Below are 17031 nucleotides of genomic sequence, written 5' to 3' on the forward strand. Positions count from 1 at the left end.
TGAGCAGTGGATTCCGCCATCAGAATACTATTGAGACTTTTACGCAGCAGTTCGCGAAATACCTGATCGTGATCCTTTGAAAGAAGTTGTAGAATTTCCTCTTGATTTAAGGTAATATTTAATTGAGCCATTTGTTTGTCCTCCTAGTATTATTTTGTTAGGTGATTTAATTATACCTGGGAGACGAGCACTTGGCTCTCTTTTTTTTATCAATTTACACCATTATACGGGCATAACCGTTTCCTGGTAGAACAGGGGAAGACTGTCCTCTTCATAGTAGCATGGGACAATGATTGATAGTGTCTTCATAATGGTCCTCCGATTTTTAATTTGGAAAAAGTCTGTTGATTCTAATTGATCATAGGAATGATTCATGTATGCTGTTACGATTGAAGTCCTGAATTATAATTTAGAAAATACCTTTGGTTAATATAATTATCGGTAGCATTCAAATGACAGTATACATTACACAGTATAACACTTTGAAGAGGTTGCTTTTCTGATAATATGTGTATTATCATGGAATTTGTTAATTCAATTTCAAGATGTATTACATAACTTTTTAGTATACGGAGGGCAAAAGATGAATTTATCAAAAAGGAAGATAGAAACTGAAAGGTGTATCTTGAACAACATTTTGATTTTATTTAGTTTTTTTGTTGCGTCTTATCTCTACATGTACATATTCTTGAAAGGAGGATACAGTACGATTGCCAGTGATAGATTTTTTCATATAGAACGTTTTGAAGAAGCGTACAGAAATCTTAAAACTGGACATGTTTTTTCGATGATTTCGACATTTAGCAGTCTTCGTGTTGGACAAGCAATTGGTACTTATTATCCTTCAGGAAATCTAATTGTTTATGCTATTATACGTAGCATTATTCATAAACCTGTGACATCAATTTTTATATTCTTCATGATTGGAAGATTTATTGGTTTTGTTGTTTCTTATTATAGTTGTAAATGTGTCACTAAAAGAAAAGACATATCGTACGTTTTTTCAATTCTATATACATTGTGTCCTTATATGATGCATAACGATTACAAAAGATACGATGTTGGTGAAAGCTGGGCAAGTATATTCATACCGATGGCTTTCAGTGGTTTGTATATTGTGTTGTTTAGGAAAGAACGTTTCAAGGGATCATTGTTACTTGGCTTGGGCATGGCTTTAATAACATATAGCCACATTCTTTCAACAGTATTTGCTATTATAATTTTAATGATTATTTATGTTACAACATTGAATATACAGAATGACAGAATTAATTCTTTTAAGTTTCTAGCAGTAAGTGTATTTATATATATAATATCTACGGCAGGATTCATTATTCCATTTATAAAATCCATGCTCACTAATGAGGTTCAGAATCCACAGACAGAATACTTTAATCTATCTATAGAAATGAGCAGCCTAGTATCAGAGTCACTAAAAAACTGCATTGATATTCCTAATGTCGGATTTATTTTAATTATAACTGCATTAATTGGATTATTTTCTCTATATAAGCGTGATAAGCGAGATATTTTCGAAAGATATATATATGTGTGTGGGGTGCTTTTGCTTATTTTTTCAACGTCTCTGTTCCCTTGGGGAGAATTGTCTAATACAGCGGTAAGTATAATTCAGTTTCCTTGGAGAATATTAACTTTCGCTATTATGTTTCTTTCATTATATGCATCAATGATTATATGCAATGCTGATTTCAAGGCATTGAAATATATTGTAATTTTGTTGACTGTTCTTTTTAGTATATCGGCTATCAGTCAGCGGCGTGACAACAGTTTAGTAAAGTCCAAGGAAGATCCAGCACCTTCAGAATTGTGGTTTATGAAACTTAATAATGACAATTATTCCAAGGCAATATCTATAAACAGAGATACTGATTCTGCTGTGTTGGTCAGAGATTACCTTCCCAAGAGAAGTATTCCAAAAGCAAATGATATATATAATCACAATGCATATGTCAATGGTAAGAGATATGGTGTAAGGAAGAAGGACATTAAATCTGGTTATCAGGAAGAAACGTTTACCTTGAATGATGTCACTTCAAGAAAGGCCGATATCATACTCCCATTTGTTGTATATGATGTTAGTAATTATAAATTAACTGTCAATGGCAGAAATGAGAAATTGAAAGTAGATAAGTACTCTAGAGCAAAAATTGAAAAAGCTAAAGAAATTCGAAATGTCAATATAAAAATAAAATATATAACTCCAACATATATTGTTGTTTTCAGATATGTATCATTTATTTCGATAATCGTTATTTTTGTTATTTTATTAGCTGATGAATGGGTGAGCTTTTATAGGAGGACAATTAATTTAGATGATTGATAAAAAAGCGAACGGATACTGATTGCTATTACAACTGTTATAACGACATTGCTATTAGTAATGATACTTTGGGTTAATGGATTCATCCCTTGGGGTAGCAATAAATCATTGGCATCTATGGATGCTCATATTCAGTATATTGATCTTTTTGCATATCTTAAGTATGTCCTCGCAGGCAAAAACAGTTTTTCGTATACATTCTCAAACATGCTTGGTGACGGAGCCTTTGCAATTTTCAGTTATTATCTGTCATCACCAATCAATTTGCTGGTGTTATTTTTCAACAAGGAAAATTTACGTGCGTTCTTTGACATTGCCGTTGTCATCAAGCTGTCCTTGGCTGCTTTTACATGCAGCTGGTTTTTTGTTGAAACATTTAGGGAAAGAATCAACAACAGATTGAAATATGCAATGACAGTCGTCCTTTCCGTCAGTTATGCTCTCTGTCAGTACAACATAGCGCAGAGCAGCAACATCATGTGGCTTGATGGTGTCTATATGCTGCCGTTGTTTCTTCTATTTATTCACAAAGTTGTCACTGGCGAGTCCAAAGGATGGAAACTGGCGGTTGCCGTAGGATACATGATAATTGCCAACTGGTACAGCGCAGGCATAAACTGCATCTTCTCCGGCGTCTAGTTCATTTTTGAGTATGCAAGAAATTTCAGACATCAGAAGACGTTGCTGAATCTGCCATGTCATGCCTCGATGAAGGCTTTGAAAGTGCCATGACCGTCATGGCGCTTCCTAAGAATTTGCGGAGATATTTCAGAACATCAAACCATATAGAAAAACTGAACAAAGAGCTGAAGCGACGTTCTTCCGTCATCGGAATCTTCCCAAACGAGAACTCGCTGATGCGGCTGATGGGTTCCGTTCTGTTGGAAAGAAACGATGCTGTGATCGCGAAGAAGGAAATATTCAGTCCGGCAAATTATACATTGATGTCCAATTCCAAGACAGTTGCTGAACTCAGAAAATTGGCGGAGGAACAACAAAAACTAAGAGCTGCGTGAGGTGTAGCACTCTTTACGAAACTGTCAAGGAAACCTCTTCGAGGTGCGCAGAGGGCACCCTTGACAGCTCCTTCAAGAGTGCTGGTGCACAGACATGGATGCAATGGCATCCCTTGCACAACTAGTGCCCGGGAGAAAAAATAATTTACACACAAATTAGGACTTGACTGTATGTCGACTGATGTCAATAAAGAAACGGCAAACGTCTCTTTGGCAGCTAAAACGTCCTATGACATAAAAAGAGACGGAGTTGCATTTTATGCATTGGATTTAAAAGAATTTGCCAAAATTACGTCCAAACTAAAAGCACGGGAACCTAAATTTATGCAAATAAAAAATGGCTACGTTAAAATCATGACGACTGCCAAAGAAAAGGGATAAAGTCTTTATTTATCGGTCCCGTGTGACAAAGGATGGACGATTAAGCTAAACGGAAAAGACGTGCAAACGCAGATGATTGGTGATTGTTTATATTTGATTCCGTTGAGGAAAAGAAAGAAAGAATAATTTGAGCATGCACTACAGGGTTCCGGGATTCTTCAAGGGACTAGTCGCAACTTTGATCGGCATTATTTTGTTGGAAATCTGGATAACTGTCTGCCAATGCTTTAAAGAGAGGAAAATATTTTGATTAAGGAAAAATACGATAAAAACTTAGTGGTATGCATCCTGTGTTCTTTAGTGATGGCAGCTGCAATTTTTGGATACTTTATTTATAAAGGAAAAGGGGCTTTTACCGTCGTTTCTGATTTTAACGGACAACAGTTGACTTTTGCAGCATCTGCCAGACAAGCGTTATTAGCTAACCCGTTAGGTCAATGGGTATGGAATTTGGATCTAGGGGCATCACTGATTAACGGCTTTGGTTTTTACAATCTTGGAAGTCCGTTTTTTTGGATCAGCATATTGTTTTCAAAGATAAGTTTTCCCTATCTGGCAGGTTTTTTATATATTCTTAAATATGTTGTCGCCAGCGTAACGGCTTACTTCTATATAAAACTTTTTGTCAAAGATTCAAAATATGCCGTAATAGGTTCGTTGTTATATGCGTTTTCAGGATTTCAGACTACGAATTTGATGTTCTTTCATTTTCATGATGTCGTTGCGTTTTTCCCGCTCATGTTACTAGGACTTGAACTTGTTATAAAAGATAAAAAATATATGCCCTTTTTCATTTTTGCGGTATTTTTGAACTGCATCGTCAACTATTTCTTTTTTATTCAAGAAGTCATCTTCTTGATACTGTATTTTGTAATTCGAGAATGGGATAAAATACGCGATAAGTTCTTTTGGAAAAAATCAGTGCGGTTCATGTGCGGAGGAATCTTAGGAGTCGGAATGGCTGCCGTGCTTTTTTTGCCGAGCATCATTTATATATCGGGGAATCCCAGAAGCGAGTCATCGTTTTATCTTCAGAATTTGGTATACGATACGCGCAATTTGCTATTTATAATCAAGGGAATAATTCTTCCCGGGGACGTTATGCGTTCTCAAAGCATCCTGCTTGATTCAAACTTCAACTCCACGTCTTGTTATTTGCCGTTGTTTGGCGCACTTTTTGCGATTATGTATGCTTTTAAAAACCGCGATTGGTTGCGTAATTTGCTGATTGCTTTATCCGTAATCACGATTTTTCCGATGCTTCAGCTGGTATTTGTTTTGTTTAAAGGAGAATTTATTTATCAAAGATGGTGGTACATGCTTGTAATCGTCATGGCTTTGGCAACTTCATTGGTTCTTGAAAGAATTGATGAATATCCGATCGTCAAGTTTGCATCGATATATGCAGCATTTATCGGTGTATTTTATTTGGCGATAAGGTACCTGAAGTTTGACCAAGCGGCATCAAAAATCATATATCATCAGGATAGATTCTCTCTTTTTGCGCTCATTGCCATTTTAAGCGCATTATCATTGATTATCCTTCATCTTATCAAGCAGCTGAAATTCATTCCGGTTTTGGGATTGACGATGTCATGCTGCGTGCTGACGACGTTCATGACTTTGAGTTATTATCGCAAAGGAACCAATACTTTTGCTTATATGGCCCAATATAAAACAGGCGAGAAACTGAAGGTGATAAATGACCAGTACAGGTACAATTCGGCAAATAATATTTTGACGATGACCGGTGAGGCCGGGGGAACGGGATCATTTAGTTCGACGGTTGAGAATTCTTCACGAGAATACGATATGCTTTTTGACAACTACAAGATTACGGAAACCCGCAGTGCGGTTTTGTACCATAATTATACGATCAATACGACCATGTCAGGAAATTCAACGGATGATGCAAGAGTTTTGTTGTTGGGCGGAAAGTATGTCGTTACTCAAGACAAAAATGTTCAAAATATTGTTAAACGTTATAAAAGCGATGGCGAAAAATATTATGTTCAAGAAATAAAGGCTTGCCCAATCGGATTTGCAGTTGATGAATATATGACCCAGAGCAGTCTCATGAAACTCCCCGTAGAAAAAAGAGCACTTGCAATGATGAATGCTGCGCTAATTGACGGTAGCGACCTATCAGATGTTGACGATTTTGCTAAAAAATATGACGGAAAAGTATCTGCAAAAGAAAAATACAAATACGTTGGTCGTACCGTCAAGGAAAGAGTCAAGAATTTCAAACGTGATAATACTGGATTTTCATGCAGTACGGATTACAAAAAAGGAAAGCTTGTCTGGTTCTCTGTCCCATATGATAAAGGGTGGGATGCGACCCTTGACGGAAAGAAGATTGAAATAATCAAATCTGCCGGAATGATGGCAGTCAAAGTTCCTAAGGGAGAACATAATTTGGTGTTCAAGTATCATACTCCTGGTTTTAAATTAGGGATTATTGTTTCGATTATTTCATTTATTGTTTTTGGGATTTATGGTGCAATTTTAGTTTTTAGAAAAAGAATAAACTAACAAAGGCCCGGATGGGATTTGCAATTAATCGCAAATTTCATCCGGGTCTTTGTTTGAGGCATATTTTTCTCAACCTTAATTTCTAAATCCAAACATTTTTCTTACAAACGGGATTTTCGACATGATAAATGCACATCCCAGGTCGATGATCAGTTTACCTACAATAATAAAAACGAGCTGACTTAAATATGTTGCCGGAAGGATGTTGTGTTGAACAAGTTTCCATGCTATGCGCCACCATGGGAAGAGATCCAGTTCAACAATATGCACGCAAAGGATCAGCAGACTGTATTTTCCAAAATACGCAAGCGGCTTTCCTATAAAAGAGAGTTTTTTCTCAATAACTCTGGAAATAAGGATTACCATGGCACAGGCGCAGATGCATCCGAAAATGTCGACCATCCCGCGACCGATGTCACAGTTGACCAGCCAAAAAGATTGGAAGTTTTTCATAAATGATATCCATGTGACAAAAGCAAAGCCAAAACCGAAAATTTTAGCTTCTTTTGGAAGCGAGTTCAATGCATCTTTATTCTGTTTCAACAGATATCCCATATACATGAACAATGTCGCGCATGCACCGGCTTGAATGCTGAGAGGGAACCAGAAAAGCTTTCTGGTATAGTATCCTAATGCGAATAATCCGAAGATCGCAGCAACTCTGGAAGATTTATTGAAGTTAAGAGAAATTCTGAGGAAGATGCTTCCCCAAAACGTTGCCCACAGGAACCAGATTGCGCCGATTCCTTTAATAGTGAACGGAACGGTATATGAGCCGCCTGAGCCATAAAGAGAAGCGGACAGCCAACCTTTGAATGCGCTTGCCGCATCTCCGTGATGTGCGCCAAGCAGCGTTCCTAAAATAATAATTGCAAGGCACGCAATAATGTACGGAACGATCAGGGTTCTGAGTTTGTTTTTGGCAAATTCAGGAAGACGGCGCTTGTTGTTGGTAAAATAACCGGTAATAAAGAAGAAAATCGGCACGTGGAAAGTAAATACCACGCGATTGATGGAAGGATTTCCTAAGTGTCCCAAGATGATGCAGATCATTGCAATGCCTCTTGCAATGTCGACATACTGAAGACGTTTAGTTTTTGATGTTGTTTCATTCATGATTTATTTTGAAGACTCCTTTTCTATAAAATGCTAATACTAGCAATGAGATCCAGGTCATCACGGAAATAATTATTCCGACATAGTATGATTTTGAAGGACTGTATCCAACGGTAATCGTATTGATTCCTTTTTTTGTTCTTACTTTGATTGTTCCGCGGGCACTATTGATAAGCGTTGTCCTTTTTCCGTTTAATTCAGCATAAGATCCTTTGTAACGAAGAGCCGGTAGGTCAACGTCGGCTTGTTTCCTGGTATGAATCTTATAGGTCATCTTGTTGCTTTCGCATAGGGGACTGACATGGATCTTTTTTCGACCGACGACGGCGATATTATTAATGATTGATAAATTGGTTTCATTGTATGAAACATTTCCGGTCGATCGGCGAGCCTTTTTTGGATAGTAGTCCAATTCTCCATATTCGACCGGATAATTGAGCAGATAATCATAGTTGGAATTATTTACGAAGGTTCGGCCAGGCAATTGGTTAAAGGTATCCGTATTTTTCAAAAACTGACTTTGAGAATTTTTTAAAGCATTCAGCGAGTCATGGTGAAATCCTACATAAAACAGCATAAAAATACAAATTGTCAAAACAGGAACCATTCCCCTTTTGAACGTTGTATCAAATGTTTCTGATTCATACAAATCATTGACTGACAAACCAAGAATCACTGAGAGAAACATTGATGCATAGGAAAGGTACCTAAACGTAAGCTGAATCATTCCTAATGGGGTGTCCGAAAGAACGTTCCATGGAAACGAGCCTGTTGAAACGATGATCAGTGAAATTCCCAAAACATATATTGCCGTCAATGTCTTTGAATGTGATTTCAAAATCCAGATACTTCCAAAAACAGCCGTTAAAATCAAAACAAGTCCGATGCCGCTTGTTGAAACAGAATTATTAAAGGATGTTTCAAGAACGTTCATCAATGTGTTGACTATTATAATTCCGGGTTGGGCAGACGTTACGTTTTTTCCGATAAAATCCGTCAGATAAGGAATGGTTATAAATAAAGTCAGCAAGACGGATATTCCTACAGCTTTAGACAATGAAAGAAAACGTTTTTTGCTTACCTTGTCAAAAATAAGTTTCATGATAAAAATTGCAAACATTATCTCTGATGTTATAAAAACGCTCAGAACATGACTGTAAATTATTAGCGACATGCCGATGCCGAGCCAAGGCCATTTTGAGTTGTCTCTGAATAGCACTTCATAAAAGGCCCAAAAGGCAAGCGGTAGAAAGGAAGCGGCAATAAATTCTCCAAAAACGGCAGTTGACAAGCATAAATGGTACGAGCCTAAGGTATATGAAAGAGAAAAGACCATTGCTGCAATCCGACGTTTGCTGAAAGCTTTCATGCTAAAGTATGCGATTATAAACGTCATTAGCATTATCAGACCGTACCAACAATAAAATGCAGTCACTGGTTTGAAAAAAAGTCTTAAAACCGCCCAAGGGTACAAGAAGACATTCGGATAAAACAAAAAATTACCTACTCCGGTATGCTGAAAAGCATCGGTAGCGATAAAGGTCAAAAAATTTCCTCTTTTCAGATTAAGAAAAATTTGTTCAGCACGCTGTCCATGAAAAGACCAGTCGCTACGAACTTCGATATTTCCCGTTTTAATTTTTGGATATGTCATGAATATAGTTATCATGGCAAATGAAAATATGATCATGACGTCTTGCAAGTATTTATTTTTGAATAATTTCTTAATGAAGTTCATTCTATCTTCCCTCAATCATACATATGAATCGCCTCACCAAAATGTTTTTTAGTGAGGCGATTTCTATTATATTACGTTATGAAAATAACTATTTGAATATATCACAATTAGATTGCTATTTCAAAATTTCTACAACCGTGTCCTTCATCTCATCCGGTGAAACGACCGTATCATGCAAAGTCGGTGCATCGAACAAACGCTGGACCGTTTCAGGCAGTTTGACGCTGATCTTTTCCTGAAGGTACTTGACTGCCTCGAGACCTTCTTCGTCTTTTCCCTTGGCATCTAAGGCATTTAAAACTGCTTGCGGGAATTTATACGGGCTTGCCGTTGAAACAACGACGAGCGGGCTGTTATCGCCCGTATTTGCCTTATAGCTTTCGGCAGCTTTGGATGCAACGGCCGTATGCGGATCGATTGCCGTCTTGTCTGCAGAAAAGATGCGCGAAATTTCAGCAGCCGTTTCGTCTTCAGTTGCAAAATCAGCTGCGAAATCGGCGAGCTTTGTGCGCATATCGGAGTCAATCGTGTATTTTCCTGAAACCGACAGCCGATTCATCAATTCGGCCGTCTTATTGGCATCTTCGCCCGAAACATAGAACAACAAACGTTCAAGGTTGCTTGAAACGAGAATGTCCATGGAAGGAGAGCTCGTGACGTAGAATGGACGATTCTTGTCATACGTGCCTTCATTGAAGAAATCGGTCAAGATGTTGTTCTTGTTTGAAGCACAGATGAGCTTGTTGACGGGAAGACCGAGCTTCTTTGCGAACCATCCTGCGAGGATGTCGCCGAAGTTGCCCGTCGGAACGCTGAAATTGATCTTGTCTCCGACTGAGATCCTGCCATCTTTGACGAGTTTTCCGTAAGCATAGAAATAGTACACGATCTGCGGGAAGAGTCGTCCGATGTTGATCGAGTTGGCAGAAGAGAATTGATAACCTACCTCGGCAATCGTTTCAGCGAGTTCTTTGTCATTGAAAAGTTTTTTGACGTTTGTTTGAGCAACGTCGAAATTGCCGGTAATCCCGACGACGTGCGTGTTTTTTCCTGTTTGCGTCAGCATCTGCTTTTCTTGAATGGCACTGACGCCGTCTTTTGGATAAAAGACAATGATTTGCGTGTTCGGAACGTCGGCAAATCCAGCCATGGCAGCTTTGCCGGTATCGCCTGACGTTGCAGTCAAAATGACGATATCCTTGTCTGAACCGTTCTTTTTGGCCGCAACGGTCATTAAATGCGGAAGAAGCTGCAAAGCAACGTCCTTGAAAGCAATCGTCGGACCATGGAAAAGCTCAAGGTAGGCGTTGTCCGCATGATAGTCGACCGGTGCTATTTCTTGGGTATCCCATTGATCTCCATATGCTTTGTCGATGCATGAGCGCAGTTCCTCATCAGTGTAGTCGGAAAAAAGCGGACGCAGAATCTTGTATGCCAAATCCTGGTACGACAGGTCTTTTAATTCGTTTAAATCAAGGTCGATTTCAGGAATTGACGTTGGAACGTACAAGCCGCCATCAGGACTGAGGCCTTGAAGGACGGCTTGTGAGGCAGTAATCGTTTGACCTTTTGGATCGCGCGTGCTGCGATAGAGAGTTTGCATGTGAAATACCCCTTTCAAAAATTTCAAATTTCGAAGATTAATGCTGATAAAACTGATAATGTTCGCATTGCTTTAAATAAATTATAATCATCATAGTGCTTTTCGGCAACAAATTTATAGAATACGTAGGTTTTTAATGTCTCCTTATGTTAGAATAGTAACAAATAAACCAAGTGGGGGTAGCATTACATGGAAACAATCAAAATTGGCATTTTGGGTCTCGGAACCGTTGGCAGCGGCGTGATTCGCATCTTGCGCGATCATGCTGAAAAAATTTCCAACATTACAGGCAGAAGACTCGAAGTCAAGACAGTTGTCGTGCACAATCTCAAAAAGAAGCGTTCCGTTGATTTGACAGGCATCAATCTGACGGACAATGCGGACGATGTTCTTTGTGATGACGAGATTCAAATGGTTGTCGAGGTTATGGGGACGGTCAATACCGCAAAAGAGTATATTGAAAGGGCTTTGAAAGCCGGCAAGCATGTCATTACGGCAAACAAGGATCTTATCGCAACGCACGGCCCTGAACTGATCAGCCTTGCAAAAGAACATGGCTGCGATCTTTGCTATGAAGCCAGCGTTGCCGGCGGCATCCCGATTTTGCGCACGATCGTCAACTCTTTTGCTGCCGATCGAATTATCGAAGTTCGCGGAATCGTCAACGGGACGACGAACTATATCATGACACAGATGAACAAAAACGGTGCTTCATATGAAGATGCGCTTGAATCAGCACAAGAGCTTGGCTTTGCTGAAGCCGATCCGACAAACGACGTTGACGGGATTGATGCTGCCTATAAGATGATCATTTTGACGCAGTTTGCATTCGGCAAAGACGTTACGATGGATCAGGTCAAGGTTAAAGGCATCCGCGGAATTCAGAAGGCTGATATTGCGGAAGCAAAGCGCTTGGGATACGTGATCAAGCTTCTTGGAATCGCCAAACTTGTCAACGGGCACATCGATGTTTCCGTCGGACCAGTGCTCGTACCGCAAACGCAGCCGCTTGCTGCCATTCAAAACGAAAACAACGCTGTCGTCGTGACGGGATCTGCCGTTGGCGAAACGATGTTTTATGGACCTGGCGCAGGCGAATTGCCAACGGCGAACAGCGTTTTGAGCGATATTACTTCTGTCACGAAAAATATCGTTATGGGAACGACGGGATTTAGTTTTAACGATTACACGAATGAGCTTGAACTTGCGGATGATTCTGAAGTCGTTTATCCGTACTATCTGTCGCTGCAAGTGCTTGACAAGCCAGGACAGATGCTAAAGCTGACCGAAATCATGACTGAATATGAAGCAAGTTTCCGTTTGATTACGCAAACGCAAATGAATGATCGTTTTGCGCGCGTTTCAATGGTAACTCATGAAATGTCCGAATCACAACTGAATCATATTGTGGAAAAACTCAATGAACTCGAAGAAATTTCCGTGCTTGCGGCTTATAAAGTTCTTCCCGAAAAATAGCGGAGGTTATTCATGACACTTAAAATAAGGGTTCCGGCAACCAGCGCCAATCTTGGACCAGGCTTTGACTCACTTGGCATTGCTGTTTCATCATACCTCACGGTCACCGTTTATGGCAAAGCACCGAAGTGGAAGGTCGACCACAAGATGGGACATGCGATTCCAAGCGACGAACGCAATATGATCGTTGCAACAGCGATTAAGACGAATCCTGAGCTGGAGCCGCAGCATATTAAGGTAACGTCCGAGATTCCGTTGGCACACGGACTGGGAAGCAGCTCATCGGCACTGATCGCAGGCGTCGTCATGGCAAACGAGGTCGGAAAGATGCATTTGACAAATGAGCAGATTCTTCAAAAAGCTGCTGAAATGGAAGGACATCCGGACAACGTGGCTCCGGCATTATACGGGGATTTCGTCGTTTCAACGATGGTCGACGGCGATGTTTCAAGCATCAAGCTCAAATTTCCTGATTTGACGATGGTTGCGTATATCCCTGCATACGATTTGGCCACGGCTGACGCACGCAACGTCTTGCCGGCAAAGTTTCCGTTTTCTGAAGCCGTCGCGGCGGGAAGCATCGGAAACGTTTTGGTTGCGGCACTCGTTGCCGGTGACATGAAGACTGCGGGCAAAATGATTGAAAGCGATCGTTATCACGAAACTTATCGTGAAAAGCTCGTCCCGCATCTTCCGATTTTAAGAGAAATCGGACACAGAACAGGTGCGATGGCCACGTACCTCAGCGGTGCCGGTCCAACTGTCATGAGCTTTTTGCCGCATGACAAGGTTGAAGAATATATTGATTTGGGTAAAAAAGCCGGGTTAAAAGACGAGTATCGAATTTTGCAAATTGAACGTGAAGGTGTTCATGTGGACAGATGAAAAAAGCCGGTTGGAAAATCCAGCCGGCCTTTTTTTATGATTGTTCTGTGGCAATTTCTTCTTGATTACTGTTTTTGTTGTCATTGAGCAGGGTATATGTGAAGTGTACCCATGCCAGTACGCAGGCTATTATGCACCATTGAATGGCGAAGTGCCATGTTCCGAAAAGAGATGCGCAATTGGTTATGATGCTTATCAGGATGGAGATGGCGGCGTACTTGAGGTATTTATTATCCATGAAAGTCAGAATGACAAGGAGTATATCCAGCAGATAGGTATATCGTTCGTGCATGGCTGGAAGAAACAGTGGACAGGTCCATGTAAACCATGCTGCAGCAGCCATATAACTGGTTGCATTTTCGAGATTGATTTTTCCGGACATAATCAAGTATAGTGCGATGCCGCATAAGGTAACTGTAAGAATTATTGCTGTTTGATGCAGTAATTTATAATCATTGCCAATCAGAATCCAAAAACTTGGGGCACTTATGGACATTTGTTTATAAGTGCCTGTTTGATTTGCGTAAATTTTAAATGGGGCAAGCAAGTTTCTTCCGTTCAGATATGCAGGAAGTCCAGAAAGCCAGAATATGCCCACGGAGGCTAAAAAATACATGATACTAAAACGTTTCTTGTAAACATAATAGCAAATGATGAACGGAACAATGAAAATCGTCTGAAACTTGAAGGAAAAGCCAAGTCCAAGCATTATGAAAGACAAAAGGTATTTTTCTTCAAACAGGAATAGCAGTGTGAGAATAACGAACGTTGTATAAATGGAATCAGATTGTCCCCAGTAAGAAGAGTTGAGTATTACTGTTGGCAGGAAAAGAACAATGGAGTATATGCTGGAGAATATGAAGGAATTGTTCTTTTTTGTCAGACGCATGCACAGTAACCCTGCACTCACTGCCAGGATGTAATCGAATAGTATTGAGAGAATCTTGTACATGACAACACAGTTTCTATGAAGATAGGTAATCAAGGCGACAAATGTCTGATACAGAATGTTATAGTCTCCGACCTGTGTTCCAAGAGCATGCAGTCCTCCTTTGGCATCTATTACGTTATACCATGGGATAAGGAAGGTCTTCATATCCCAGGATATGAAGTGGATTCCTTGATAGCGGATGAATAGACCTAGTATGCTTATGACCAGTAAAAAAGTTTATCTTTATATTTAAAGATGATGTCTAAGAATATTTTTTCGAATTTAAACATTTTCTTCTCCCTTAAGTTTTAGTATTAAGCCTATTATATCGTAAAATTCGTTAAAAGACGATGCATAAAAAAACAGACACCTTTTGTAAGAAGGCGTCTGTTTCTGCACATTGTCAGTCTGCGAACCAAAGCCTCAACGTTGAACCGTATGCTGCATATTCGCACGTTTGCCAGCCGGCCTTGTGTTGCTGCATTTTTCCTGCAACAAGGTCATAGGCGCTACCGTCATTTGAAACGTTTGTGATGATTTCCCTTACGTGAAGGGTTTGACCGTTGATCACGACGGGGCTGCCAACGTGAAGAGATGCAAGTTCTTTGTGTGCATTGCCGTAATATTCAAATAAGTAGTAGTTTCTAAGCGATGTCCAGGCGTAGACGTAATTGTCAGCAGGTACAGTTCCAGTTCCGCTGAACGATTTTACGGCATAACTATGACCGTTCAATGAGAACGTTGAATGGTTGCTTGGAGCGTATGTCTTGGAACTTCCGGTTGAAGGAAGTGGTTCCAATGCACCAGTGGATGTGTTGAAATAGTAATGATGTCCGTTTATCGTCTGATATCCGTACTGCATCTGACCGTTGCCCGCATAGTAGACTGTCTTGCGCTGATTTGCGATATACTGAAGACCGGTCTTCATAGCACCATTACAATTATCAAAGAGATACCAGTGACCGTTGATTCTTTGTTGACCGTACTGCATCTGACCGTTGCCCGCATAGTAGACTGTCTTGTGCTGATTTGCGATATATTGAAGGCCGGTCTTCATAGCACCATTACAATTATCAAAGAGATACCAGTGACCGTTGATCCTTTGCTGTCCGTACTGCATTTGGCCATTGCCCGCATAGTAAACGGTCTTACGTTGATTAGCAATCCACTGGAAACCAGTCTTCATAGCACCGGTGCCGCCATCGAAGAGATACCAGTGACCGTTGATTCTTTGTTGACCGTATTGCATTTGTCCGTTACGGGCATAGTAGACTGTTTTATGTTGTTCGGGAATCCATTGGAATCCTGTTTTGTAATGTCCGTTGTTATCGAAGAGATACCAGTGACCGTTGATTCTTTGTTGACCGTATTGCATTTGTCCGTTACGGGCATAGTAGACTGTTTTATGTTGTTCGGGAATCCATTGGAATCCTGTTTTGTAATGTCCGTTGTTATCGAAGAGATACCAGTGACCGTTGATTCTTTGTTGACCGTATTGCATTTGTCCGTTACGGGCATAGTAGACTGTTTTATGTTGTTCGGGAATCCATTGGAATCCTGTTTTGTAATGTCCGTTGTTATCGAAGAGATACCAGTGACCGTTGATTCTTTGTTGGCCTCGGCGCACGGATGCTGCTTCAATCGTTGGGATTGCTGATCCGTCACCGCTATTAATAATGTCGGACATCTGCATTCCTCCGACAAATCCTAAAACAGCCAATGAAACAAAAATTGATTTTTGGAATTTTGTAACGTGTTTCATATCCATTGCACCTCGCCTTTCTCTATGCTTAAAATATACATAAAACTTATGGCTTTGATGTTTCAAAAGTTATGACAAATCGTTCAGTTTTTCAGTTTAATTATTTTGATGATGTGAAGAAATTGCGGATTTGTTGAATAATGCTAAATAAATTAGAATATTATATCAGACATGTCTATAAACAGGTTATCAGGATAATTATCGATACAATTTCTTGCTTCGTTGATTTATAATTAAAGTCAGTATGTTTCATAACAGAGAGGAGTATTTTCATGCGCGAAGACAATATGTTGACGATTATTGTTCCTTGTTATAACGAAGAGGAAGTATTGCCGGAGACCGTTAAAGAACTTGGTGTTGTTCTTGAGTCTATGATTTCTGAAGAGCAAGTATCTTCAAACAGCAAGCTGTTGTTTGTCGATGATGGCAGCAAAGACAAGACGTGGGAATTGATCAAGAAATTTGAAAACCAGTTTGAATATGTGACCGGAATCAGATTCAGTCGCAACTATGGACATCAAAATGCGCTTTTGGCGGGATTGACAACGGCCGTTGACCATTCTGACATGACGATTACGATTGATGCTGATTTGCAGGATGATGTCAATGCCATTCCGGAGATGGTCAAAAAGTATCATGAAGGAATAGACGTTGTTTACGGAGTAAGAAATAATCGTGATACTGATACGGCTTTCAAACGCAAGACGGCGATGGCATTTTATTCTTTGATGAGCAAATTAGGCGTCGACATGGTGCCTAATTCAGCTGATTACCGATTGCTCAGCAAACGAGCGGTAGAAGGATTATTACGTTTTGACGAAAGAAATCTGTTTTTAAGAGGGATGGTGCCGCTTGTCGGCTATCCTTCAGACAAGGTTTATTATGCGAGAAAAGAACGTTTTGCCGGTGAATCAAAGTATCCGTTAAAGAAGATGATTAAATTTGCGATGGATGGCATTACGTCATTTTCGACCGTGCCGATCAAGCTGATCATGAATCTTGGTTTACTGGTTGTTTTAATTGGAATTGGGTTATTTATTTATTCAATTGTCCAAAAAATCAACGGAAACGTTGTCAGCGGGTGGACTTCGCTTATTACGTCAATTTGGGTGCTTGGGGGCATTCAATTGATTTGTTTGAGCATGATTGGTGAATATGTCGGAAAGATATTCACTGAGGTTAAGAAGCGTCCTAGGTTTACGATTCAGGAAGACGACTATACGAAGGAATTTTTGAAATAAAAAAGG

General features: G+C 39.9%; 11 protein-coding genes and 2 pseudogenes. 8 read left to right on the top strand and 5 right to left on the bottom strand.

Annotation, left to right across the window (positions count from 1 at the left end; genetic code table 11):
- Positions 1-583: 583 nt before the first annotated feature.
- From BMZ95_RS07030 to BMZ95_RS07050, 5 genes and pseudogenes are all read left to right on the top strand, one after another.
- Positions 584-2341 carry an ABC transporter permease gene (locus BMZ95_RS07030; RefSeq protein WP_046922419.1) on the top strand — a complete coding sequence of 586 codons (1758 nt, stop codon included), beginning with the start codon at positions 584-586 and terminating at the stop codon, positions 2339-2341.
- A 48-nt stretch (positions 2342-2389) separates the two neighbouring features.
- Positions 2390-2980, top strand: a complete 591-nt coding sequence (locus BMZ95_RS07035; RefSeq protein WP_225354959.1) for a YfhO family protein — start codon at positions 2390-2392, stop codon at positions 2978-2980.
- Between the two features lie 38 nt (positions 2981-3018).
- Positions 3019-3357 (top strand): annotated as a pseudogene (locus tag BMZ95_RS07040) (transposase); the annotation flags it as partial.
- A 171-nt stretch (positions 3358-3528) separates the two neighbouring features.
- On the top strand, positions 3529-3738 hold the full coding sequence (locus tag BMZ95_RS07045) for a hypothetical protein (RefSeq protein WP_056990433.1): 210 nt from the start codon (positions 3529-3531) through the stop codon (positions 3736-3738).
- A 246-nt stretch (positions 3739-3984) separates the two neighbouring features.
- On the top strand, positions 3985-6273 hold the full coding sequence (locus BMZ95_RS07050; RefSeq protein ID WP_225354890.1) for a YfhO family protein: 2289 nt from the start codon (positions 3985-3987) through the stop codon (positions 6271-6273).
- A 75-nt stretch (positions 6274-6348) separates the two neighbouring features.
- On the opposite strand, the gene BMZ95_RS07055 is transcribed toward BMZ95_RS07050, so the two are convergent.
- From BMZ95_RS07055 to thrC, 3 genes are all read right to left on the bottom strand, one after another.
- Positions 6349-7389 carry an acyltransferase family protein gene (locus BMZ95_RS07055; protein WP_046922103.1) on the bottom strand — a complete coding sequence of 347 codons (1041 nt, stop codon included), beginning with the start codon at positions 7387-7389 and terminating at the stop codon, positions 6349-6351.
- Positions 7382-8419, bottom strand: coding sequence for a hypothetical protein (locus BMZ95_RS11495; RefSeq protein WP_225354891.1), 1038 nt, complete (start codon positions 8417-8419; stop codon positions 7382-7384). The genes BMZ95_RS07055 and BMZ95_RS11495 overlap by 8 nt, the downstream gene beginning before the upstream one ends.
- 823 nt (positions 8420-9242) lie before the next feature.
- On the bottom strand, positions 9243-10730 hold the full coding sequence (gene thrC, locus BMZ95_RS07065; RefSeq protein WP_046922102.1) for a threonine synthase: 1488 nt from the start codon (positions 10728-10730) through the stop codon (positions 9243-9245).
- 189 nt (positions 10731-10919) lie between these two features.
- On the opposite strand from thrC, the gene BMZ95_RS07070 reads away from it, so the two are divergent.
- Entirely contained in the window at positions 10920-12206 is a 1287-nt protein-coding gene (locus BMZ95_RS07070; RefSeq protein ID WP_046922101.1) for a homoserine dehydrogenase, read from the top strand.
- A 12-nt stretch (positions 12207-12218) separates the two neighbouring features.
- Positions 12219-13091 (top strand): homoserine kinase, encoded by an 873-nt coding sequence (gene thrB, locus BMZ95_RS07075; protein WP_014072742.1) that lies wholly within the window; start codon positions 12219-12221, stop codon positions 13089-13091.
- Positions 13092-13125: 34 nt separating this feature from the next.
- On the opposite strand, the gene BMZ95_RS07080 is transcribed toward thrB, so the two are convergent.
- Positions 13126-13980, bottom strand: coding sequence for a hypothetical protein (locus tag BMZ95_RS07080; RefSeq protein WP_143454979.1), 855 nt, complete (start codon positions 13978-13980; stop codon positions 13126-13128).
- Positions 13981-14425: 445 nt separating this feature from the next.
- Positions 14426-15640, bottom strand: a pseudogene (locus tag BMZ95_RS07085) (N-acetylmuramoyl-L-alanine amidase family protein); the annotation flags it as partial.
- Positions 15641-16056: 416 nt separating this feature from the next.
- Here BMZ95_RS07085 and BMZ95_RS07090 point away from each other — a divergent pair.
- Positions 16057-17025 carry a glycosyltransferase family 2 protein gene (locus BMZ95_RS07090; RefSeq protein WP_046922098.1) on the top strand — a complete coding sequence of 323 codons (969 nt, stop codon included), beginning with the start codon at positions 16057-16059 and terminating at the stop codon, positions 17023-17025.
- Positions 17026-17031: the final 6 nt, after the last annotated feature.

Source organism: Ligilactobacillus ruminis DSM 20403 = NBRC 102161, assembly GCF_900113455.1.
GTDB lineage: Bacteria > Bacillota > Bacilli > Lactobacillales > Lactobacillaceae > Ligilactobacillus > Ligilactobacillus ruminis.